At 44.1% G+C, this 22,862-nt stretch carries 19 protein-coding genes and 1 riboswitch; of the genes, 11 read left to right on the top strand and 8 right to left on the bottom strand.

The features are described from left to right. Nucleotides 1–21: 21 nt before the first annotated feature. Nucleotides 22–1,170: an HD domain-containing phosphohydrolase gene (locus L1D60_RS09035; protein ID WP_239840783.1), complete on the top strand. Its 1,149-nt coding sequence runs from the start codon at nucleotides 22–24 to the stop codon at nucleotides 1,168–1,170. A gap of 113 nt (nucleotides 1,171–1,283) precedes the next feature. On the opposite strand, the gene gnd is transcribed toward L1D60_RS09035, so the two are convergent. The 5 genes from gnd to L1D60_RS09010 form a co-directional block, all read right to left on the bottom strand. Further along, the gene (gene gnd / locus L1D60_RS09030) at nucleotides 1,284–2,732 is read right to left on the bottom strand and encodes a decarboxylating NADP(+)-dependent phosphogluconate dehydrogenase (protein ID WP_004742688.1); all 1,449 of its coding nucleotides are present in this window, start codon (nucleotides 2,730–2,732) and stop codon (nucleotides 1,284–1,286) included. Between the two features lie 29 nt (nucleotides 2,733–2,761). Next, the gene (gene pgl, locus L1D60_RS09025) at nucleotides 2,762–3,478 is read right to left on the bottom strand and encodes a 6-phosphogluconolactonase (protein ID WP_239840782.1); all 717 of its coding nucleotides are present in this window, start codon (nucleotides 3,476–3,478) and stop codon (nucleotides 2,762–2,764) included. After that, nucleotides 3,475–4,977, bottom strand: coding sequence for a glucose-6-phosphate dehydrogenase (gene zwf / locus L1D60_RS09020; protein ID WP_172974265.1), 1,503 nt, complete (start codon nucleotides 4,975–4,977; stop codon nucleotides 3,475–3,477). Before zwf ends, pgl begins: the two co-directional genes overlap by 4 nt. 481 nt (nucleotides 4,978–5,458) lie before the next feature. Beyond that, a complete protein-coding gene (locus tag L1D60_RS09015; protein ID WP_239840781.1) occupies nucleotides 5,459–6,154 on the bottom strand; it encodes a response regulator in 696 nt (231 codons plus the stop codon). Continuing rightward, on the bottom strand, nucleotides 6,155–7,819 hold the full coding sequence (locus L1D60_RS09010) for a sensor histidine kinase (RefSeq protein WP_239840780.1): 1,665 nt from the start codon (nucleotides 7,817–7,819) through the stop codon (nucleotides 6,155–6,157). Nucleotides 7,820–8,415: 596 nt separating this feature from the next. On the opposite strand from L1D60_RS09010, the gene L1D60_RS09005 reads away from it, so the two are divergent. From L1D60_RS09005 to L1D60_RS08980, 6 genes are all read left to right on the top strand, one after another. Next, nucleotides 8,416–8,643, top strand: a complete 228-nt coding sequence (locus tag L1D60_RS09005) for a hypothetical protein (protein WP_239840779.1) — start codon at nucleotides 8,416–8,418, stop codon at nucleotides 8,641–8,643. A 175-nt stretch (nucleotides 8,644–8,818) separates the two neighbouring features. Further along, nucleotides 8,819–10,255: a TolC family protein gene (locus tag L1D60_RS09000; protein ID WP_239840778.1), complete on the top strand. Its 1,437-nt coding sequence runs from the start codon at nucleotides 8,819–8,821 to the stop codon at nucleotides 10,253–10,255. A gap of 3 nt (nucleotides 10,256–10,258) precedes the next feature. Further along, nucleotides 10,259–11,233: an efflux RND transporter periplasmic adaptor subunit gene (locus tag L1D60_RS08995; protein WP_239840777.1), complete on the top strand. Its 975-nt coding sequence runs from the start codon at nucleotides 10,259–10,261 to the stop codon at nucleotides 11,231–11,233. Between the two features lie 8 nt (nucleotides 11,234–11,241). After that, the gene (locus L1D60_RS08990; protein WP_239840776.1) at nucleotides 11,242–12,432 is read left to right on the top strand and encodes an ABC transporter permease; all 1,191 of its coding nucleotides are present in this window, start codon (nucleotides 11,242–11,244) and stop codon (nucleotides 12,430–12,432) included. A 5-nt stretch (nucleotides 12,433–12,437) separates the two neighbouring features. Next, a complete protein-coding gene (locus L1D60_RS08985; protein WP_239840987.1) occupies nucleotides 12,438–13,592 on the top strand; it encodes an ABC transporter permease in 1,155 nt (384 codons plus the stop codon). Nucleotides 13,593–14,225: 633 nt separating this feature from the next. After that, complete coding sequence (locus L1D60_RS08980; RefSeq protein ID WP_239840775.1) at nucleotides 14,226–15,767, top strand: alanine/glycine:cation symporter family protein; 1,542 nt, start codon at nucleotides 14,226–14,228, stop codon at nucleotides 15,765–15,767. Between the two features lie 114 nt (nucleotides 15,768–15,881). Here the strand turns inward: L1D60_RS08980 and L1D60_RS08975 are convergent, their stop codons facing one another. Beyond that, nucleotides 15,882–16,616 carry a chromosome partitioning protein ParA gene (locus tag L1D60_RS08975; protein WP_239840774.1) on the bottom strand — a complete coding sequence of 245 codons (735 nt, stop codon included), beginning with the start codon at nucleotides 16,614–16,616 and terminating at the stop codon, nucleotides 15,882–15,884. Nucleotides 16,617–16,724: 108 nt separating this feature from the next. Further along, entirely contained in the window at nucleotides 16,725–16,883 is a 159-nt protein-coding gene (locus L1D60_RS08970; protein ID WP_239840773.1) for a hypothetical protein, read from the bottom strand. A gap of 301 nt (nucleotides 16,884–17,184) precedes the next feature. Beyond that, a riboswitch (glycine riboswitch) is annotated at nucleotides 17,185–17,304 on the top strand. 119 nt (nucleotides 17,305–17,423) lie between these two features. Here L1D60_RS08970 and L1D60_RS08965 point away from each other — a divergent pair. Continuing rightward, on the top strand, nucleotides 17,424–18,806 hold the full coding sequence (locus tag L1D60_RS08965) for a sodium:alanine symporter family protein (RefSeq protein ID WP_239840772.1): 1,383 nt from the start codon (nucleotides 17,424–17,426) through the stop codon (nucleotides 18,804–18,806). An 81-nt stretch (nucleotides 18,807–18,887) separates the two neighbouring features. Here L1D60_RS08965 and L1D60_RS08960 read toward each other — a convergent pair whose 3' ends face one another. Next, nucleotides 18,888–19,532, bottom strand: a complete 645-nt coding sequence (locus tag L1D60_RS08960; protein ID WP_239840771.1) for a LysE family translocator — start codon at nucleotides 19,530–19,532, stop codon at nucleotides 18,888–18,890. Nucleotides 19,533–19,799: 267 nt separating this feature from the next. Here L1D60_RS08960 and L1D60_RS08955 point away from each other — a divergent pair, with 267 nt between their 5' ends. The 3 genes from L1D60_RS08955 (at nucleotide 19,800) to L1D60_RS08945 (ending at nucleotide 22,789) form a co-directional block, all read left to right on the top strand. Next, nucleotides 19,800–21,272, top strand: coding sequence for a carboxypeptidase M32 (locus L1D60_RS08955; RefSeq protein WP_239840770.1), 1,473 nt, complete (start codon nucleotides 19,800–19,802; stop codon nucleotides 21,270–21,272). A gap of 72 nt (nucleotides 21,273–21,344) precedes the next feature. After that, a complete protein-coding gene (locus L1D60_RS08950; RefSeq protein WP_239840769.1) occupies nucleotides 21,345–22,220 on the top strand; it encodes a DMT family transporter in 876 nt (291 codons plus the stop codon). An 86-nt stretch (nucleotides 22,221–22,306) separates the two neighbouring features. Further along, nucleotides 22,307–22,789 carry a peptide-methionine (S)-S-oxide reductase gene (locus L1D60_RS08945; protein ID WP_239840768.1) on the top strand — a complete coding sequence of 161 codons (483 nt, stop codon included), beginning with the start codon at nucleotides 22,307–22,309 and terminating at the stop codon, nucleotides 22,787–22,789. Nucleotides 22,790–22,862: the final 73 nt, after the last annotated feature.

Raw genomic sequence — 22,862 nt, 5'->3', positions numbered from 1 at the left:
AAATAAAGGTCAGCCCCGCTCATGTTTGACTACTCCCAACTCAGTAAAATCGCAGCTAAAGATCAAGATATAACCGCGACATTGGATGACCTATTCCAGCTTGTGCGTTCTTGTTATCCCACGCTATCGCGCCTCTCCATTGCTCTAACCAGTGAAAACAAAGCCACGAATTACTTTGTATCTGATGCTTTATGCCAAGAGGCAAGCCATAACTACGTTGAGTACAATATCAGACCGGAATCTTCACTAAGAAAGATGTCTGAGCTACCTTCCGTTCGTGTTATCAATGACTTATCAACGATGAATCCAACACGCCAGATTTGTCGCTTAATCGATATTGGGCATCAGAGTAGCTATACCTCCCCTATCTATTATCGCGACCAAAACCTCGGCTTTATCTTTATCAATGCCACCGCAATTGGCTTCTTTAATCAGAAAAGCATACAAGCTGACGTTGCATACCTATCGCAGCTTATTGCGAGCCTGTTTACTCGCTTGCATGAGAATCAAAAACACTTTCAAACTTCTCTCGCTATCGCTCTGAATATGGGCCATGCAAGAGATCCTGAAACCAAAGAGCATTTGATTCGCATGGGACGCTACAGTGAAATTTTGGCTCGTGCAATGTCAGACCAAAAACCAGAAATCACCTATCAGTTCATCCATCGAATTCGTGTTTATGCGCCTTTTCACGACATCGGCAAGTATCGCATCCCCGACCACGTGCTTTTTAGTACCAAGCGATTTAGCGATGAAGACCGCGCGATAATGAACCAACACACCATTTTTGGTGAAGCGATGATTGACGATGTAGTCTCGATTTCAGATAACCACTCCATCTCGCCCGATGAAATACAGTTTCTGAAAAATATTATTCGACATCACCATGAGCGCTACGATGGAACTGGATTGCCTGACAAACTATGCGGAACTCAGATTCCATTGGAAGCTCGCATCGTCACGTTGGCAGATGTGTTTGATGCCCTGCTGAGTAAGAGAGCTTACAAGTCGGAATGGGAGCTCGATGATGTTTTGGAATACATCGAAGAAAACGTTGGCATAATGTTTGACCCAAACTGTGTTGATGCACTTAAGCAAAACTTAGATACGTGTATGGCAGTAAGAGAGCAATTTTCCGATAAAGAAGAGGTCACCAGCTTTCAGGCTTAGTGCTGTATTTGTGTCTGCCTTAAATGACAGACCTATATGATCGAAAAAATGAGTAAAAAGAAAAAAGGATGCTGATTAGCATCCTTTTCTATAACTAAAACAACGAATTACGATTATACGTCGTAAGTTGTAGAAGCAGTATCGCCGCCTGTACCAGTCCAGTTAGTGTGGAAGAACTCACCACGTGGACGGTCAGTACGCTCGTAAGTGTGAGCACCGAAGTAGTCACGTTGAGCTTGAAGCAGGTTCGCTGGAAGACGTGCAGTTGTGTAACCGTCTAGGAAAGATAGCGCAGAAATCGTACATGGCATTGGGATACCAGATTCTAGAGATTTCGCTGCTACTTTACGCCATGCCGCTAGGCTGCCTTGTAGGATGTTTTTGAAGTACTCATCAGAACCTAGGAACGCGATGTCTGGGTTTGCTTCGTACGCATCACGGATGTTGCCTAGGAATGCAGAACGGATGATACAACCACCACGCCACATTAGTGCTACGTTGCCGTAGTTAAGATCCCAGCCGTTCTCGTTAGATGCTTCACGCATTAGCATAAAGCCTTGAGCGTAAGAGATGATCTTAGAAGCTAGTAGCGCTTGACGTAGTGCATCAACCCACTCTTGCTTGTCGCCTTCAACTGGAGTGATTGTCTTACCGAATAGAGACTCAGCTTCAACACGTTGGTCTTTCAGTGCAGATAGACAACGAGAGAATACAGACTCAGAGATAAGCGTTAGTGGAATACCTAGGTCTAGTGCGTTGATACCCGTCCATTTACCAGTACCTTTTTGGCCTGCTGTGTCTAGGATCTTCTCAACTAGTGGCTCACCGTCTTCATCTTTGTAGCCAAGGATGTCAGCAGTGATCTCTACTAGGTAGCTGTCTAGCTCAGTCTTGTTCCAGTCAGCGAATACTGCTTGCATCTCGTCAGCAGACATACCAAGGCCATCTTTCATGAACTGGTAAGCTTCAGTGATAAGCTGCATGTCACCGTATTCGATGCCGTTGTGAACCATCTTAACGAAGTGACCAGCACCGTCGTTACCAACCCAGTCACAACATGGTTCGCCAGCGTCAGTTTTTGCAGAGATGCCTTGGAAGATTGGTTTAACCGCTTCCCAAGCTTCAGCCGCGCCGCCTGGCATGATTGAAGGACCGAAACGAGCACCTTCTTCACCACCAGATACACCAGTACCGATGAAGTGAATACCCTTCTCACGACAGTGAGCTACGCGACGGTTAGTATCTGGGTAGTTAGTGTTACCACCATCGATGATGATGTCACCTTCGTCTAGAAGTGGAATTAGGTTGTCGATGAAAGTATCAACAACTGCACCAGCACGAACCATTAGCATCACTTTACGTGGTGCTTCTAGCTTCTCAACAAGCTCTTCTAGAGAGTAAGCGCCAACAATGTTAGTACCTTTAGCTGGGCCTTCTAGGAACTCGTCTACTTTCGCAGCAGTACGGTTGTGAGCAACAACTTTGAAGCCGTTGTCATTCATGTTTAGGATAAGGTTTTGACCCATTACTGCTAGGCCAATTACACCGATATCACCTTTCATTATTTATATCTCCTTGCGGCTATTCGCGGTTATGCGATAGCACTTGCTGCATTTGAATCTAGGAACCACTCTGTTTCGCCAGTTTTAGACTGGATTTTCGCTGCCGGGTAAGGCAGTTCTGAAGCAGGAGTTGTATGAATTTCTTTAACGATATCAACCTTGCCAGCACCCAGTACTAGGTAGCTGATTCGTTTTGAAGCTTCCAAAACTTTCGCAGTTTTAGAAACACGGATTTGACCCGACTCAGGATGAGAAGCTAGAACAGATAGGTTCTCATCTTGGTAATTAGTGACACCCGGGAAAAGAGAAGCTGTATGGCCATCTGCGCCAACACCTAGCAGAATCCAATCGAAAACAGGCGTGCCGTTTTCACAAGGAATCACATCTGCCATCTCTTTTGCGAAGCGCTCTGCTTCTGCTTTAGGCTCATCTTCACCACGAATGCGGTGGATGTTCTCAGCAGGAAGGTTCACTTGAGAAAATAGAAGTGCGTTTGCTTCACCGAAATTGCTTTCAGCATCATCTGGTGCCACGCAACGTTCGTCGCCCCACCAGAAGTGAAGGTTATTCCATTGGATACCTTCTGCGTATGGCGCTTGTGCCAATAGTTTGAAAAGCATTTTCGGCGTGCTACCACCTGAAAGTGAAATATGAACAGGTTTACCCTGCTCGCTGTACGCTTTCATTTCGTTTGCTAGGTTTTCAACAACTAGCTCTGGCGTTTCAAAGATCTTATGGTTGATCATAATTCGCAGTAATCCGTATCTGTTAGGTTTTTACATGGGAAGCGCCACGCGCGGCCGTCTCTCTCAAGAAGCTCGTCTGCTTCTTGCGGACCCCAAGTACCACAAGCATAACCAAATAGAGCTTGAGGATCTTGTTTGAAATCTAAGATAGGTTGAACGTACTTCCAACATGCTTCTACTGCATCGGTACGAGCAAACAACGTCGCATCGCCGTTTAGCGCATCAAGAAGTAGACGCTCGTAAGCAGTTAGCATCTGAGTTTCAGGCAAGTCTGAATAAGAGAAGTTCATTTTCACTTCTTTTGCTTTGAAGCCTGCGCCCGGCTCTTTCAAACCAAAGCTCATCTGAATACCTTCATCCGGTTGAATACGGATGATCAGCTTGTTCTCTGGTGCATCTTGACCAAAGACTGGGTGAGGCGTGTTCTTAAAGTGAATCACAATTTCCGTTACGCGTGTCGGTAGTCGTTTACCAGTACGTACATAGAAAGGAACCCCATTCCAACGCCAGTTATTGATGTGCGCTTTTAGGCCAATGTAAGTCTCAGTACGAGAGTCATCCGCTACGCCCGGCTCTTCACGGTAACCAAGCAAATGCTGACCGCGAACGTCAGACGCTGTGTATTGACCAAGAACCAAGTCTTTACGTAGGTCTTCTTCTTCAAGCGGCTTCAGACACTGTAGGACTTTAACGACTTCGTCACGAATTGAATCTGCGTTGATTTGTGCAGGCGGCTCCATACCTACCATTGCTAATACTTGTAGCAGGTGGTTTTGGAACATGTCTCGAACAGCGCCTGAACCATCGTAGTATCCACCACGCTCTTCTACGCCAAGGAACTCAGCACCTGTGATTTCAACGTAATCAATAAAGTTACGGTTCCACAGTGGTTCAAACATTGCGTTAGAGAAACGAAGTACTAGAAGGTTTTGTACCGTCTCTTTACCTAGGTAGTGGTCGATACGGTAGATCTGGTGTTCTTGGAAGTGATGATGGATCTCTTCGTCTAGCGCTTGAGCAGACGCTAGATCATAGCCAAATGGCTTTTCGATGATAAGACGACGCCAGCCGTTCGATTCATCATTCAGGCCATGTGCCGCTAAGTTTGCTGGAATCACACCATACAAGCTTGGTGGTGTTGCCAAGTAGAATAGAGTGTTGTGATTTTCGAATTGATAATCTTGTTCTAGCTTGTCTAGACGCTGTGCTAAACGAGCATAATCTTCTGTGTCAGAGGTATTAATCGCTTGGTAGTGTAAGTGATTAATGAACGCATTTAGCGTCTCTGGCTCAGTTTCTTCCATTTCCTGAAGAGATTTCTTCAGCTTTTCACGGTAAGACTCATCGCTGTACTCAGTACGGCTCACTCCAAGAATCGCAAAGGATTCCGGCAGTTGATTGCTAGCATACAAGTGGTATAAAGCGGGGATCAGCTTACGATACGTGAGATCGCCCGACGCACCAAAAATAACGATGCTGCTGTTTTCAGGTATTACCATCATCTTTCCTATAAAAACAAGGTTTTCAGTATTCGCCAACGGTATCAGCGACATACAAAAATAGATAATAGGTCTTGGCTATTAGTTCAATAGCGAGCGCCTATCACACTAGAGAATGCGTTTGGTAAACGAGGGTGATATAGATCACCTCAATTCGGGTCAGTATTGTCTATGACTATTTGATTTACATCAACCACTGTGAGGGCAATCGATTAAATAATGACTCATTTAATCCAAATAATTTGCCATTAGTTAGAACAAAATTGATTAAATGACGACGGAACTGCATTCCAAAACATTGTAGTGAAAAATAAATGGGATCTGGTCTGTGGAGTAGCACGAAAAACCAGTTTGATAGCCTTTTAATAGTCGATTATTAAACTGGTTTTATAAATTGAACAATTTTAAATGATACTCGGCGCGTGTACCGTTACCGAGTTTTTAGAGGTGAGGAAGAAAACAAGAGTCGCTTTAGCTAAGTTTATCGCGTCGCTTTGTTATAACAACGCTCCGGACGCCCGACTGAGCCGTAGTTTAGATCAGCGTTTAATTCTCCGGTGGTGATCAAGTATTCAAGATATCGACGGGCAGTCGTGCGACTTGCGCCAATGCGTTCCCCTGCTTCATCTGCGGTCAGGTCTTTTGTATCCGCACTTTCAAACAAGGCTCTGATTTTATCTAAAGTTACACCGTCGATCCCTTTAGGAAGGGTCGCAACCGGCTTAGCATCTGATTGGTTAGAAGCTTGCAGCATTTTATCAACCAGACCTTGGTTCAAATCCGACACGCTCTCTAGCTCTTGTTGTTGTGAACGGTACTTTTTAAGTGACGCCTCTAAACGTGGAAACATCACTGGCTTAAGTAAATAGTCGACAACACCACCGCGCATGGCCTGTTGAAGCGTATCAACATCGCGTGCCGCCGTAATTAAAATGACATCACAGCCTTGGTTATTGCCTCTAACATGATTCAGAATATCCAAACCACAGCCATCTGGTAAGTAGACATCAAGCAGTACCAGATCTGGTTTTAAGATATCAAGTTGCATTATGGCTTCGGATTGGGACGTCGCAATCCCTACTACATCGAACCCGCCCATCTGCTCTAAGTAACGATGGTGCAACTCCGCAATCGCAATATCATCTTCTATTACCATGACTTTAGTGACTGCATTCATTTAACGCTCTTCCTTAAACGATATCTGTTCTTCTTTTGGTAGGTAAACGGTCATTCGTGTACCAAAATCTCTGTTTTCAATCATATCAAGTTGGCCTTGATAACGATCGGCGATCTGCTTGACCAAATACAAGCCCACGCCCCGGTTTTGTTTGGCTTTGCTCGAGACCCCTTTTCGTGTGAGATCTTCAATCGCTAACCCCTCTGGTAGTCCGCACCCTTTGTCATCAACTTCAAGGATGACTTCATTACCATAATCACTGACGGAGACCTCAATGACGCGCCTCGCTGGAGGAAAGGTTTCCGTTTGGCTGATCGCCATTCTGGTAGCATCAAACGCATTATCAATTAGGTTCCCCAAAATGGTCACCACATCATCGGCGTTTAACCAAGTTGGCAGCGCTTCTAGTCGAGAGCCCTCTTCAACCACCAGCTCTAAGCCAATTTCGCGAGCACGTTCTGTTTTACCCAGTAACATCCCCGCCACAAGAGGCTCTTTGACGGTTTCTCTCAAGAATTCAATAAGGCTTTGATAGTGCGCAGTTTCTTGACCAATCAAATGTTGAACCGCTTCTAACTCTCCCATCTGCAACATACCACTGATAGTGTTGAGCTTATTACGATGTTCGTGAGTTTGTGAACGCAGTAAGTCTGCATACTCTTTGGTTTGCGAGAGCTGCTCTGTGAGATCATTAATCTCATCTCTTAATCTAAAACTCGATACCGCTCCAACCACTTCACCCGCCACAACAATCGGACTGCGGTTGGCAATAATACGCTTATTATTTAGGTATAACTCGATGTCGTGATCAGACTGACCACTCGACAACAACTGTTCAAGGTCACTGTTTGGCACTACTTGAGAAAACGGTTTGTTGAGTGACGCTTCTCTGTCGATAGACAAAATATCGCAGGCACTTTTGTTGATTGAACGCAGAACACCATGGTTATCGATGCTCAAAATGCCCTCTTTCACCGTACTCATGGTGACATCAAGCTCGACATAAAGACGACCAATTTCTTCAGGCTCAAAGCCTAATATCGCTCTTTGAAAGCGCCTCGATACATAACTTGAAATCAGAGCATTAACCGCAACAACCAGCAATGCCATGATGATTAAGAAAGCTAAATAAGGTTCGATCCTATCTTGAAGTGAATCAAGCAGATACCCCACTGAAACCACCCCGATGATCTCGCCATTAGCATCTTTTACCGCAGACTTACCACGGACAGACAGCCCTAACGAACCTTTGGCTGTCGACACATAAGACTCACCTAAAACCAGCGCTTTCTGGTTGTCACCACCTCGCATCGGCAGACCAAGCCGCTCATCGACAGGGTGAACAAGACGAATTCCCTTATCATTGCCGATCACAATGAATGCTGCGCCAATCAAGTGGGTCAAGTTTCGAAAGCGTTGCTGATGCTCAGAATTTAACTGAGGCTCAAGCTCGGGATTGGTTGAATGATGTTGAAGTAGTTCAATAACACGTGGGGATTCCGAGAGAAACTCTGCGACACCTAACGCTTTTAGCCCCATCTCTTCTTCTTGGGAGTGTTTGATATAAGCAAAGCCAGCCGCGCTAAGAATCAACAACTCGACTAACCCTGTCACCGTCATAATAATCAGCAATCTTTTTCTAAAGCTGATACTGCTCCACTTCATCGACACCTACTCCCTATGCGATCCAGTAATGTTAACACCAAGTTAATTAAGAGAGATTTCAAAGGTTCAGATTTGTGACTAAAGCGCGTGTTATTAACAGAGTTTTTAGTCTAAAACCGACTGACTTCAGATTTAGGTAAGACCTCAAAATCGTTTTTTAGAAATTCTTAGTTCTTGCACCCGATTACCTGATTAATTATTGACCTGGATCACTCCGATTTTAGCTGTTTTTTAGGTTGGTTATAAAAAATACAATTATACTAGTTGCACATAAGGAATTAAGCATAAAGCTATCAATAAAGAGAAGCCGTTTCTCTTGAAAGCAGACACAACGAAACCAGTAACACATTGGTAACAATTAAAGATTATCGTATGTGTCACAAGAGCACGTAGGAAATGAGCCCACCTACGTCAAGGTGGTTGAACAAACCCAGTTGGTCAGGGTCAACTCTCCACCAAAATCACAACAACAAAAGAGGTAGTCTTTAGTTTTCAGACACTCCAATAATAAATGATGATTGGCAAAAGTGACGCTGTCGATTTCAAAACGGATTAAAAACATAACGTAATAACATTGTTGAAAAGGAAACCAGGCAATGAAACGCGATTCTTTTGGAATTTGCCTTACTAAGGCCATGCTGTTCAAAAACTTACAACCGACATTTACGCACGTCAGAGCTTATGAAAAAGATGCTACTCAGCCACTTGATCTAAAAGTGTTGTTGGCGTTCCCACAAATGTCCGGAAGAGATTTGCTTCAAACAATGCAGGGTTCGCGTCATCTAGTTTGGCGTGCAGATCATCACTGCCCAGGCTTTGATTAGAATATTCTTCATTTTAAAACAATCACTTCTATACTAAATTAAAGAGCACGTCCTAACGTGCTCTTTCTATTTCTAATCCATCATCGAACCTGAACCACATGTAATAACTCAATCAGTTCAAGACAAATGTGGATCGGCCTGTTAACATTAGAGTCATTACTCTAATTTGGTAAGTATGAAGATGACATCACCAAAATTCAGACCAAAGTTTTCACTGGTTGCCTTGCTAATAAGCTGCGCAAGTTCAGCCAGTTTTGCAGCGCCTCTCTCCTTCCCTGATGCATGGGACCTGCTGCAACAAAACAACAACTCTTTAGCGGCTCAACAAGCAAATGTCGAGCGTTATCAGCACCTTCAAAACGCAACAAGCAGCCTTAACTTACCGTCAGTCACCTTAGGCGCCAATTACACCCATCTTGATAGCGATGTAACCATCAATGGCGAGCAATTTGCGGATAGTTTGAGTGGTGTGCCTAACTTAGGAATCCCAATTCCGCCGGCTTTAATTAGTGGTTTAGGTGGAATCACCTCAACCATTACAGAACAAGACATCTTTAGTTCTTCTATTCGTGCCGTGTGGCCTATCTTCACAGGTGGCCGAATTACGGCTGTTCAAACTGCGGCTGAAGGCCAAAGTGAAGAGGCGCAAAGCCAGTTCTTGATGGAGAAACAGGCTCGTTACGAAGATCTGACCAAATACTACTTCTCGGTCATTCTCGCTCAAGATGTCGTTCAAACCCGTTTAGCTGTAGAAGCTGGTTTAACTCAACACCGAGATTTCGCGATTAAGCTTGAAGAGCAAGGTCAGATTGCACGTGTGGAGCGATTACAGGCAGACGCTTCTCTCGACAAAGCCATTGTCGAAAGAACCAAAGCTCAAAACGACCTTAAAATCGCCCAACTCGCTTTAACACAGATCCTTGGACTTTCAGAGACTGTCGAACCATCAGAAGCCCTGTTTATCAATAATAACCTTCCAAACATGGACACCTTTGTTGACCAGACGCTGACGACATACCCAGGTTTGAGCATTTTAGATGCCAAAGAGAAACAAGCCAGCAGCCTAATTAAAGCAGAGAAAGGCAAGTACTACCCTGAGGTTTACCTATACGGTGACTACAACCTTTATGAAGATGACTCTCTTGCCAGCGAAATGAAACCTGACTGGTTGGTCGGCATTGGCGTCAATGTACCACTAGTCGATACATCAGGTCGCTCTGACAAAGTAGCCGCTGCCCACAGTGCAGTTTCTCAAGTTCAATATTTAAAATCTCAAGCAAAGCAAGATCTAACAGTGTTAGTTCAGAAGACTTACCTTGAAGCGCAACAGTCCGTTGAAGAGGTACAAGGCCTGAATTCGAGCTTATCTCTTGCGCAAGAAAACTTATCTCTGCGTAAGAAAGCCTTCAATCAAGGACTTTCTACGTCATTAGAAGTGGTTGATGCTGAGCTCTACCTTGCGAGCATCAAGACTCAACAGTCGGTCGCTCGTTTCCAATATCTCGTTTCTCTGAACAAACTACTAGCACTTAGCAGTGAGATGAATGCATTCCCAAGCTATTCAACCTCTGCCGTTTACCCAAATTCTCACAACGCCAATACAAAAGGATGATTCATGAAATCTGTTAAACCACTTCTCGCTTCAATCATCGGTGTTGGCATTATTGGATGGGTTGGATACAGCTTTTATCAAGCATATCTACCACAACCGATTAAGATTCAAGGTCAGATCGATGCTCAGCAATACAGCATTTCTTCTAAAGTACCAGGTCGCGTAGACCAAGTATTCGTTCGTAAAGGCGATACCGTTGAAAAAGGTCAATTGGTCTTCTCGTTACTTAGCCCAGAGATTGATGCCAAGTTAGAGCAAGCAAAAGCGGGAGAAAAAGCAGCAGGCGCTCTTGCACAAGAAGCCGAGAAAGGCGCACGTGAGCAACAAATCCAAGCTGCGAAAGATCAATGGTTAAAAGCCAAAGCAGCCGCTGATTTAATGGAGAAAACTTATCAACGAGTCAACAATCTCTATAAAGATGGTGTAGTCGCTGAACAAAAGCGTGATGAGGCGAAGACACAGTGGCAAGCTGCGAAATATACAGAAAGTGCAGCGCTGCAAATGTATAAGTTGGCGCAAGAAGGTGCTCGTGACGAAACCAAAATCGCAGCTGCTCAAAAAGCACTAATGGCAGCGGGTGCGGTCGCCGAAGTTGAGGCTTACGCTAAGGATACACAAATCCACAGTTGGTTTAATGGTGAAGTTGCTCAAGTTCTATTGAGTAGTGGTGAACTCGCACCTCAAGGCTTTCCAGTCGTTACCGTCATAGACACTCAAGACGCCTGGGCTGTACTCAATGTTCGAGAAGATCACCTTAAGTACTTCGAAAAAGGCTCTCAGTTCGACGCTTACCTTCCAGCACTTGATAAGAAAATCACTTTCGAAGTTAGCCATATTGCGGTAATGGGTGATTTTGCCACATGGCGCTCAACGGATGCTGCACAAGGTTTTGACCTAAGAACGTTTGAAATCGAAGCCCGCCCTGTCGATAACAAAGATACGTTACGCATGGGTATGAGCTTGGTCGTTGAGCTGTAAGGTCACTTATGTCCTATTCACCTCAACTTCACGATCTGCAAACCACTGATAGTGAAATAACGCGTCAGTGGCAAATCGTGCGCAAAGACAAATGGCTATGGTCGAGTCTAACTTGGATACCATTATTGCTGGCTGCGAGTATCTGGTTGATTTTCTCTCAAGGCATTGCTCGTGATCTACCTGTAGCAGTAGTGAACTTAAACCATAGTCAATTATCGCAACAGTTTGTGCGCCTAGTTGATGCATCACCAACTTTAGCGGTCACGCAGAAATACAGTGATATCAATCAAGCGAAACAGGCCATGATCACTCGTGATATATATGGTTATGTGGTCATCCCAAAGCACTTTGAGCGCGATATCTACCTTGGACTAAACCCTCAGGTTTCAGTGTTCTATAACAGCCAATTTATTCTGATTGGTAAACTGGTCAACTCGGCTTTGTTACAAGCTCAAGGCACGTTTAACGCTCAAGTTGAGGTAGTCAAACAACTATCTCATGGGGATACGACCGTGAAATCGGCGCTTGGCCAAGCAGTGACAGTCCAGAGTCAAATTACCCCGCTGTTCAATAAGAACACGAGTTATTCACAGTTCTTAGTTTCGGCTATCATCCCTGCCCTGTGGCAGATCATGATTGTCGTTGGCACCATCTTAGTTTTGGCGGCCAACTGCCGCGAGCGTGGCCTTAAAGCATGGCTTGGGTGCTCGCCTGCAAAAGAGCTGTGCTCAACACTACTGCCTTACGTCGCGCTCTTTTTAGCGGTTGGTCTTGGTTTTATGGGTTGGTTCTACGTGTTGTTAGATTGGCCTTACCACGGAAGTTTTATCCCACTTATATTTGCGCAGGCGGTTACTGTTGTTTGTTGTATGGTCATGGGAAGTGCTTTTTTCTTTCTTACCTTAGATCCTGCAAGAGCCATGAGCTTCGCAGGGGCCTTTACCGCCCCTAGCTTTGCGTTCATGGGCATTACCTTTCCAGTAACAGACATGAATGCGGCAGCACAAGCTTGGCGTAGTCTATTGCCGATTAGCCATTACATTGAAGCTCAAACTGCACTATCAAGTTATGGTATCAGTACCGCTCAAACCCTAATGCAGTTATTACCGACGCTTGGGTATGTGGTTCCAGCGATCACCACACTGTTGCTAATTCGCAAACACCTAAACGCACAACCTGTTAATGGAGCCGTACAATGAAACCAATCAGCTTCATAAAACTTATTAAGCACGAATTGTTAGCGGTCATTCGTAACCCTGTGGTGTTGTTAACCGTCTTCGGCGGAGTGATTTTCTACTCTTTTCTTTATCCGTTGCCTTACGCACAGCAGACACCTCAACAATTGAAAGCATCGGTTGTGAATTTGGATCGCAGCCAAAGCAGTTATCAGTTGGAACGCATGGTCGATGCTACACCTCAAATCGACATTACTCGCCGCGATTTTAGCCTTGCAGATGCAAAGCAAGCCCTGCTCAATCAAGAGATAGGCGGCTTTTTGGTGATTCCTGAGAACTTTTATAAAGATCTGTTGCTTGGTAAGAGCCCGACACTCTCTTATGCAGGAGACGCTTCATTCTTTCTTGTATACGGCACTATTGTTGAAGGTTTGGCTAAAGCTGGTGGCACGCTTGCCGCACAAGTCAAAGTGAGTCATCTCCTCGTGGAAGGAATGCCTTTAGAGAGCGCAGTAAATGGCTACAACGCTTTTAGTCTAAACCTGAAACCAACGTTTAATAGCCGTATGGGCTATATCGACTATGTTGTACCTGCGGTATTCGTGTTGATACTTCAGCAAACACTGGCGATGGCATCTGGTTTAATTGGTGCTACCCAAAACAGCCAAGCGACGCCAGGATATTGGTCACGGGTATCGAGCTTAAAGTTGATTGTTGCTCGCTGCTGTGTCCTCGTAGGTATCTATTACTTGCTCGCTATGTACTACTTTGGCGCGAGCTTTGATTTCTACGGTATCAATTCTCTGGCAACTCATGGTCAATTGCTCACGCTATTGCTTCCATTCCTTGTGGGTAGCTGCTTAGTGGGTATTTTGATTGGTGAATTTGTACCAAGAAGAGAATGGGTCACGGTCGTGGTTTTGATCAGTTCTATGCCTTTGATTTTCTCATCCGGTTTTATATGGCCTATAGAGATGATGCCACCTTGGTTGGTTTCCCTCTCACAGCTCTTTCCAAGCACACCTGCGATTCAAGGTTTTTTGGGGATAAATCAGATGGGGGCAACTTGGCAACAAATAGCCCCGCAATGGACTTTATTGTGGGCACAAGTCGCTCTTTGGGCTTCCCTGCTAACGATTAGGTTGTATTACAAATCTAAAAAACTAACTGCAGGTTATAGATAATAACCATTAGCAATATGAGTAGTTGGTTATAAAAATAACGTACACTAACAGTACTTTCCAAAAGGCCCTTTTTAATAAAGGGCTTTTCTATTCACTTAATATAAAGTAGCGGCCTATGTAGTTTTAACTTTTCTATAGCTGAAATATAGAATCAAGTCGTCAGCACATGCTCCCCTATCCGGTCAGTCTTTTACAGCGCTGGTAACAGCCTTAAGAAGCTCAAAACACTCCTCTACGCAACAAGATCAACACAATTCCATACGTTTGAGCCCACACGCAAACTGATGTCCACTCTAAAGAGCTAATAATCGCAATTTCAAAACAATGACTTACTCAAAACGATGACAAACCCCAAACAAATGTAAATTAATTGTAAAAATATCTTTAATGCTATTATTTTTATGTATAGGATTATCAACAAGGTTAGTTATAAAAATAGAACAGCCTTAATCACACATAGAGAAGCTATATCCATATAAAACTTGTTCAGTAATTATATTTATTCGGAGTATTGAGTTGGTTACAAGCCGTTTGTTGCTAACCCAATGAGTAGATAACTTATTGAAAATAAAAGTTAATAGAAAGCAAGCTCAACAGCAGTAAAATAAAATTTAGTAAAATACAGGGAAAACCATGAAAAACATAAAAGCATTATTTTTAGGGTTTATATTATTATTCAGTTCCACCGCATTTGCAGAAGAAGGGTCATTTAATCAAACAATCAGTAATTTAAGTCAAAGTATTGATGGTTTTTTCAACGAATATACTGGTTGGTTCGTTGGATTAATATTCAAAAGTGTGCCAGTTGGCGAAGCTAACTTCCCAATCATCGTTGGTTGGTTATTACTCGCTGCTCTCATTTTTACTGTTTATTTTGGCTTCGTTCAATTTAAGCGCGTGGGTATGGCCATCGACATTATTCGAGGCAAATACACAGATCCTAACTCCAAAGAAGACGGCGAGGTTTCTCACTTTCAAGCGTTAGCTACTGCCCTTTCCGGAACCGTCGGCCTTGGTAACATTGCAGGTGTAGGTGCTGCCCTTGCCATTGGTGGTCCAGGTGCAACATTCTGGATGATCTTATGTGGCCTTCTTGGTATGGCATCAAAATTCTGTGAGTGTACGTTAGGTGTTAAATACCGCACCATCTTACCTTCAGGTGTCGTATCTGGTGGTCCAATGTACTACCTAAGCCAAGGTCTAAGCGAACGTGGTATGGGCGGACTAGGTAAAGCACTGGCTATCGGCTTTGCTCTAATGTGTATTTTGGGTTCTCTGGGTGGCGGTAACATGTTCCAAGCCAACCAAGCTCACGCAATGCTAACTTACGCGTTCGATATCCCAAGTGAGTACGGCATTATTACTGGTTTTGTACTAGCAGGTTTGGTTTTCTCTGTAATCGTTGGTGGTATGCCTTCAATTGCTTCTGTAACTGAACGTGTTGTACCTTGGATGGCAGCGCTATACATCGGTATGGCTCTGATTGTTATCGGTTCTAACCTTGATCAAGTAGGCCCTGCTTTCAGTGCTATCTTTACTGGTGCATTTACTGGTGAAGGTGTTGTAGGTGGCTTCATCGGTGCCCTAATCCAAGGTTTGAAACGTGCGACATTCTCGAACGAAGCGGGTGTAGGTTCTGCTGCGATTGCTCACTCTGCAGTTAAAACGAAAGAACCAATTACAGAAGGTCTTGTATCACTACTAGAACCGTTCGTTGATACCGTTGTAATCTGTACAATGACAGCTCTTGTTATCACTATTGCAGGTCTAAACACAGGTCCATTCGATGGTTCAGGTCTAACAGGTGTAACACTGACAGCAGCTTCATTTACTGAAACAGCTGGCTTCTTCAAATACACGCTTGCTCTTGCTGTTATCATGTTTGCTTTCTCTACTATGATCTCTTGGTCATACTACGGTCTGAAAGCATGGACTTACTTATTCGGTGAAGGCAAAGCAACTGAGCTTGTGTTCAAAGTAATGTTCTGTGTGTTCGTTGTCATTGGTGCGACAATTCAATTTGGTGCAGTAATCGACTTCTCAGATGCTGCTATCTTCGCGATGTCTATCTTCAACATTCTTGGTCTTTACTTCCTAATGCCTGTCGTGAAAAAAGAACTGCATTCATTTGTGGCGCGAGTTAAGTCAGGTGAGATCAAAACATACGGTAAATAAGATAGTGCTTTAAAACGCCTTCTTATTGAAAGATACCAATAATAAAAAAGTCCATATCAAACAATGATATGGACTTTTTTTCGTTTGGGCGAAGTTAAAAAAGAACGTAAAAGCTTACAGTCCAATCTCTTCGGTCAGATCTTTGATTTGTTGAAGATCCATTCTATGAACTTCTATCATCTGTCTGATGTCACTTAAGCGAGAATTCGCTGCATCAAGTTTGTCACAAGAATCTGATTTTGCATCCCAAGATGTACCTTCAAGGAAGGTGTCACACTGCTTCTTGAGTGGCTTTAAATTAGGCTCAAGGTTATCGCGCTCTGCTTCAAGCTTTTCCAGTGATTGGGTAATTTGCAGCTCCTTACGAAACAGCTCACGTGAACGCTCAAACATGGTCGATTGCATATCTGCTTGACGATTTAGCTTTTCATTATCCTTTTCAGATTGATCAAGTGCGACTCTTTGCTCGTTAAGTTGTTGTTCTAACGAGTAGTTGGCCTTTTCTAATACCGCCGTCTGCTTGGAGAGTTCATCCAGCTCTTTTTGGTGAACTATTGCTTGCTCTTGAAGTGCAGCTTCAACCTGATTGCCGATCTCAGAATCGACTTTCGCGACCTTGGCTTCCACTTGCGTGACAAGTTGTTGTTTGCTGCTGTTCAATTCTTGGTAACGAGCTTCTAGAACTTGATAGGTAGATTCCCATTTGGAAGCTGTGACTGAAGAGCCAATCAAGCCACCTAGCGCCAACCCCATCACGGCCGCAATACCTATGTATAGCTGGCTTCGCTTATCGCGTTCTTCAATGACAACCACTTCATCTTGTTCATTTTGCCCAGAATGTTGGCTCACAAAGGTACTCCCAATTCGTTTACGTTACGCCGTCACCGCAAGTCTAGCAACAACAGGTGATAGTTTTATTTCACTCATAGGCTTTATTACAAGCCCTATCCCTGTTTGTTAGCGCGTCAACTCCGAAAACATCAAGCTCGCGGTATACAACAAAAAGCTACTTACGATGACAATCACTACGCTTTTCTGCACTTTTTCGTTGGTTCTATAACGAAACAGTACAAATGCCAACGCTAATAAAAAAACAATCGCAATCAGTCGAGTCATAACTCCTCCTTGTTTCTCTATTTTATACCATTTAAATAAGCAAGTTACGTCAGGGTAGCGTTGTTTGATCATTTAGTTGAGCAAGATTTGTGCAAACAGATATTTTGCTGCTGACATCACACTTTTTCTGATCTAGGATACGCCTACAGATTATCTAATTAATTAGGTAATTGTTCCGATGAAGACTGCAGGAGAGTGGTTATTAACTAAATATTAACATTTAGTTAGATTGACCCGCCGAAGAAGTAAATCTTTCAGGTGCTTTATACTGATGAAAATCAGAAAAGCGAGGACTGTCGTTGGAGGAACCTCTGGAGAGAACCGTTAAATCGGTCGCCGAAGGAGCAAGCTTAGAGACCAAAACTTCTCAGTAAGTTTTTCGCTAAGTGAAACTCTCAGGCAAAAGGACAGAGGAGTGGAAAACAACAACCTTAATTCAGAACACTAACTACAGTAATAATGTATTAAGTAGTGCGATCTCATTGATCTGTACTGCCCTTTCACTCTTCTCCTTAAATTTTTATTTATTAAGGGGAACCTATGAACTATCTACAAGAAACATTACAAACCATCAACCAACTTGTTTGGGGTCCACCGCTGCTTGCTTTGCTCGTTGGTACAGGTATCTACTTTACTTTTCGCTTAGGCTTACTCCAGTTTAGACACCTACCAACCGCTCTGAAGATGGTGTTCACCAAAGACAAATCTGGTCATGGTGATGTTTCTAGCTTTGCTGCTTTATGTACTGCCCTTTCCGCAACTATTGGTACGGGTAACATCGTTGGTGTTGCTACTGCTATTAAACTTGGTGGACCGGGTGCGCTTTTCTGGATGTGGCTAGCAGCTCTATTCGGCATGGCGACAAAGTATGCAGAGTGCCTTCTTGCCGTTAAATATCGTAAAGTCGATAGTAAAGGCGAGATGGTCGGCGGACCAATGTACTACCTGCAATACGGGGTTGGCTCTCGAATCCTAGCGGTACTATTCGCAGTTTTCGCTCTTGGTGTAGCCTGCTTTGGTATCGGTACCTTCCCTCAAGTGAACGCGATTCTAGACGCAACTGAAATCTCTTTTGGTGCGTCACGTGAACTATCAGCTGTTGTGTTAACACTGCTTGTTGCTGTGGTAACCCTTGGTGGTATCCAATCTATCGCGAAAGTAGCGGGTAAAGTGGTTCCTACGATGGCGGTCATGTACATCGTCGCATGTATGAGTGTTTTAGTCACAAATGCAGACCAACTGCTTGATGCAATTAGCCTAGTGATCACGTCGGCCTTCACTAATACGGCTGCAACCGGTGGTTTCTTGGGTGCAAGCATCATGCTGGCTATTCAATCCGGTATTGCGCGCGGTGTATTCTCTAACGAATCTGGCCTAGGTAGTGCGCCAATGGCTGCAGCGGCAGCAAAAACTGATTCATGTGTTAAACAAGGGCTTATCTCGATGACGGGCACCTTCTTTGACACCATCATCATCTGTACGATGACAGGTTTGGCACTTATCTTAACGGGTGCATGGCAAACGGACCTTTCAGGTGCTGCGATGACGACCCATGCGTTTGCTGTTGGCTTAAATGCAGATACGCTCGGCCCAATGCTGGTATCTGTAGGTCTTATCTTCTTTGCCTTTACTACAATTTTAGGTTGGAACTACTACGGTGAGCGCTGTGTTGTGTTCTTGTTTGGTACTCAAGCGGTTCTTCCATACAAGGTTATCTTCATTGCATTGGTGGCATCAGGAGCGTTCCTAAAGCTCGATGTGATTTGGCTTCTAGCAGACATCGTGAATGGCTTAATGGCAATTCCAAACCTGATAGGTTTGATCCTTCTGCGTCATGTTGTAATCGAAGAGACAAAGCAGTTCTTTAGCCAAATGACGATGAAAGGTGAACCAAAGAGCACGCGTAAACCGTCAATGGTGTAAGCGAACAGATTGGTAATATCGCACATACAAAAAAGCCGAAGTAGAACAATTCGGCTTTCATTTATCTGGAACATTCAGTCATTAGGCTGTTGGCGTTGGCGGCTCTTCCAGCATCAATTTGATACCTAATGAAATCAATACAGCGCCTGTCACGCCTTCCATCCAACCAATCACTTTAGGACTCTTGAATAGCTGCTTTGCTGAACCTACTGCACCCGCGATGCCACACTGCCACACCATTGCAATCATAAAGTGAATCCCGGCCATCAACATCGACTGCATAAACGGAGAGCCTTGAGGGTCAATAAACTGAGGTAAGAAGGCTAGATAAAAAACCGCCGTTTTCGGGTTCAACACATTAGAGAGAAACCCTTCTCTAAGAGAGCGGGATACACTCAATTTCTCATGTTTAGCATCTGACACTTCAAAACCAGCATTACCTTTGAAGACGCCGTAAAGACTAGAAGCACCTAACCAAATCAGATATGCCGCACCAATAAGCTTAACAGTTTGGAACAGCTCTGCAGATTGAAGAAGAATCGCCGAGATACCGATCGCCGAGAACGTCGCATGCACAAACAAACCTAAGCAAACACCAAAACTTGTTACCGCCCCATCTCTCATTCCTGAACGGGTGGTGTTGCGAATCACCACTGCTGTATCTAATCCGGGCGTGAGCGTCAAAATGGTAATGGCCACTATAAAAGCTTCAAAGTTCAGTATCATAAACGCATCCTTGCAAAATAAACGCTTTGCTTGCCTGCTGATATCTAAAGTGAATAAATCAGAGGCATAACATTATCAATATGATGCAGATTAACTCAATTTATCCCCGCTTGTTAAGCTTTGTATTACTCCTACCAACCCATTTTATAAAACGCCAAGCTTTCAGGTTTACAAATTATTTACAACCAAGGTCGCTTTGTAGAACAAACCTATTGGTCACTATCTCGTTGGTTGCTAAACTATTTCTTTTATTCTCAGGGAATTATGATGAGCGCATTCAAAAAACTGGTTGAACATTCTCAAAAATGTTCACGCTTCCAACATTTATCTGCAATCTGTGGCTGGGACGCCGCATCAATGATGCCTTCTGGTGGTAATCAAGCACGTAGTGAAGCGATGGCCGAATTGTCGGTTCACATTCACGGGCTTATGACTCAACCTCAGCTCGCTGATTGGATTGCAGATGCTGAGAATGAAAATTTAAATACAGAACAACAATCGTCACTGCGTGAAATCAAAAGACAGTGGCAGCAGGCTAACCTACTCCCTGAGAAATTGGTTCAGGCTAAATCTTTGGCGGGTTCTAAATGTGAGCATGCTTGGCGTACGCAACGTGGCGAAAATGACTGGGTCGGTTTCGAGAAAAACTGGCGTGAAGTGGTTGAGCTTTCACGAGAAGAAGCACAAATTCGAGCTGACGCTGCAGGCCTAACACCATACGATGCGATGCTAGACATCTATGAACCGGGTACGAGTTCTGCCTCTCTTGATACTCTATTCAGTGACGTAAAAACTTGGCTTCCAGGCTTAATCGATCAGGTTATCGACAAGCAATCTAATGAACAATTGATCGTTCCTGCCGGTAACTACCCTACAGATAAACAAAAAGCCCTTGGCCTTGAAGTTATGAAGCTTCTTAAGTTCGATTTTGAACATGGTCGCCTAGATGAAAGTGTCCACCCTTTCTGTGGTGGTGTCCCTTCTGATGTGCGCATTACCACGCGTTACGATGAGTCTGAGTTTGTTCAATCGCTGATGGGGATCGTTCATGAAACTGGTCACGCACGCTACGAACAAGGATTACCAAAAGCATTAGCAGGCACGCCAGCTGGTGAAGCGCGCTCTATGGGTATTCATGAGTCGCAATCTCTGTTTTTCGAAATGCAAGTTGGCCGAAGCGATGCTTTCATTGCTCATTTGGCTCGTATGGCTGGCAACCAATTCAGCGGCCCTGAGTTCGAACAAGAGAACTTTAAGAAAATCTACACACGAGTGAAAAAAGACTTCATCCGTGTTGATGCCGATGAGCTCACCTACCCTGCGCACGTTATTTTGCGTTATGAGATTGAGCGTGACTTGATCAATGGCGACATCAAGCACACTGATGTGCCGGAGCTGTGGAACCAAAAGATGCAAGCTTACCTTGGACTAAGCACTCAAGGTAACTTTACCAATGGCTGTATGCAGGATATTCACTGGACAGATGGCGCATTTGGTTACTTCCCAAGCTACACACTAGGCGCAATGTACGCAGCGCAATTCATGGCTGCGATGAAGCAAACCGTCGATGTAGATCAAGCGATTCAGTCTGGCGACCTCTCGCCTATCTTCAACTGGCTTGAAAATAATATTTGGAGCAAAGGCAGCCTGCTAACTACCGACGAATTGGTGAAAGGCGCGACAGGTGAAACGCTGAATGCTAAATTCTTCCAAGATCACCTGAAAACTCGTTACCTATAAATCTGTAACTGAAACAATATCGAGCAGCACAGGTAATGCGCTGCTCTCTCTCCCTTCCCAAGGAAACCAGCCATGGAATGGATACTCTTCACTGTGCTTGCCGCTTCTAGCCAAGCATGGAGAAACGCTTTTCAAAGCCGCTTAAGCAAAACCTTGAATGTCTCGGGAGTAACCCTCGCGCGTTTTTTATGGGCAAGTCCACTCGCGCTAATTTACTTGTTCTGCTTGTATCAATACCAAGATGCTCCAATGCCAACGTTCACTGGGTATTCTTACTTCTTTCTCGCGGGTGCTTCAGTGATGCAAATCGTTGCCACTGGCTTGATGGTAGTGCTGTTTAAACAGCGTAACTTTGCGATTGGTGCTGGGCTCGCAAAAAGTGAAGCCCCGGTCTCCGCACTTCTTGGAATGCTGTTTTTTGGCACTTCGCTAACACTGCTCGGCTGGGTTGGCGTCGCTTTTGGTATGGTCGCTGTATTTCTGCTTAGCTGTGCCAACGGTGTTCGCAGCGTATCTTTAAAAACGGCCTCAATCGGTTTGGCTTGCAGTACCGCTTTTGCTCTTACTTCATTATGGATTCGTGAAGCCAGTTTGAGCCTAAACCTACCTTTCCCACACAGCGCAGCTTGGGTACTGTTTATTGTTATTCTAACTCAGACCATACTCTTGCTGACCTATCTGATCATTAAAGATCGCGAAACGTTGAAGCTGATGTTCACTAAACCCAAGCTTGTAATCATGACCAGTATTGCCAGCTTTATCGGGTCTCTGGGTTGGTTTAGTGCGATGTCGCTACAAGCGGTTCCATACGTTAAAACACTGGGGCAAATCGAAGTGTTCTTTACCATGCTTATCTCGGTATTTTGGCTTAAAGAACCTGTGAAAAATAAAGATATGCTCGCCCTCTTCTTTATCGCGATCGCGGCTATTTTGGTAATGTGGCAGTAATTGACTAACATGGTTGGAAACCAAGCTGCTTGTCTCCAACCTCAAATCATTTACTATTGCCCTGTTGTAATTAAGAGTAATCAGTGATGGAAAAAATCTATTTAGCGGGTGGGTGCTTGTGGGGAGTACAAGAGTTTATTAAGTACGTACCCGGAGTTATAGAGACCAAAGCAGGTCGCGCTAATGGCTCCAACCAGACGACTCAAGGCGATTACGATGGTTATGCAGAATGTGTAGAAGTCGAGTTTGATTCAACCAAAGTAAGCGTTGAAGCTCTTATTCAACATCTATTGGAGATTATCGATCCGTACAGCGTCAACAAGCAGGGAAATGATGTCGGCGAGAAATACCGAACTGGTATCTATAGTGAAAATCCGACACACCTTGAACAAGCTAAGCATTTCATTTCGATTCGAGAGGATGCTAACCGAATCGCTTTAGAGATTTTGCCTCTGACAAACTTTGTCCCGAGCGACGACGTCCACCAGCACCACCTATCACTCCACCCAGAGAATCACCACCTGTGTCATATCCCTTGGGATCTGCTACATAAATACAAGAATCAATAACAAAAGAGCGTTTAACCTTACGATTAAACGCTCTGCTGCCTATCTTTGTCATAGTGTCAGGAACACTAAAAAC

The sequence above is a fragment of the Vibrio sp. Isolate30 genome, from assembly GCF_022397975.1.
Taxonomy (GTDB): Bacteria; Pseudomonadota; Gammaproteobacteria; order Enterobacterales; family Vibrionaceae; genus Vibrio; species Vibrio fortis.
The sequence above is the reverse complement of the archived record's forward strand: the minus strand, read 5'-3'. Positions and strand labels throughout refer to the sequence as shown.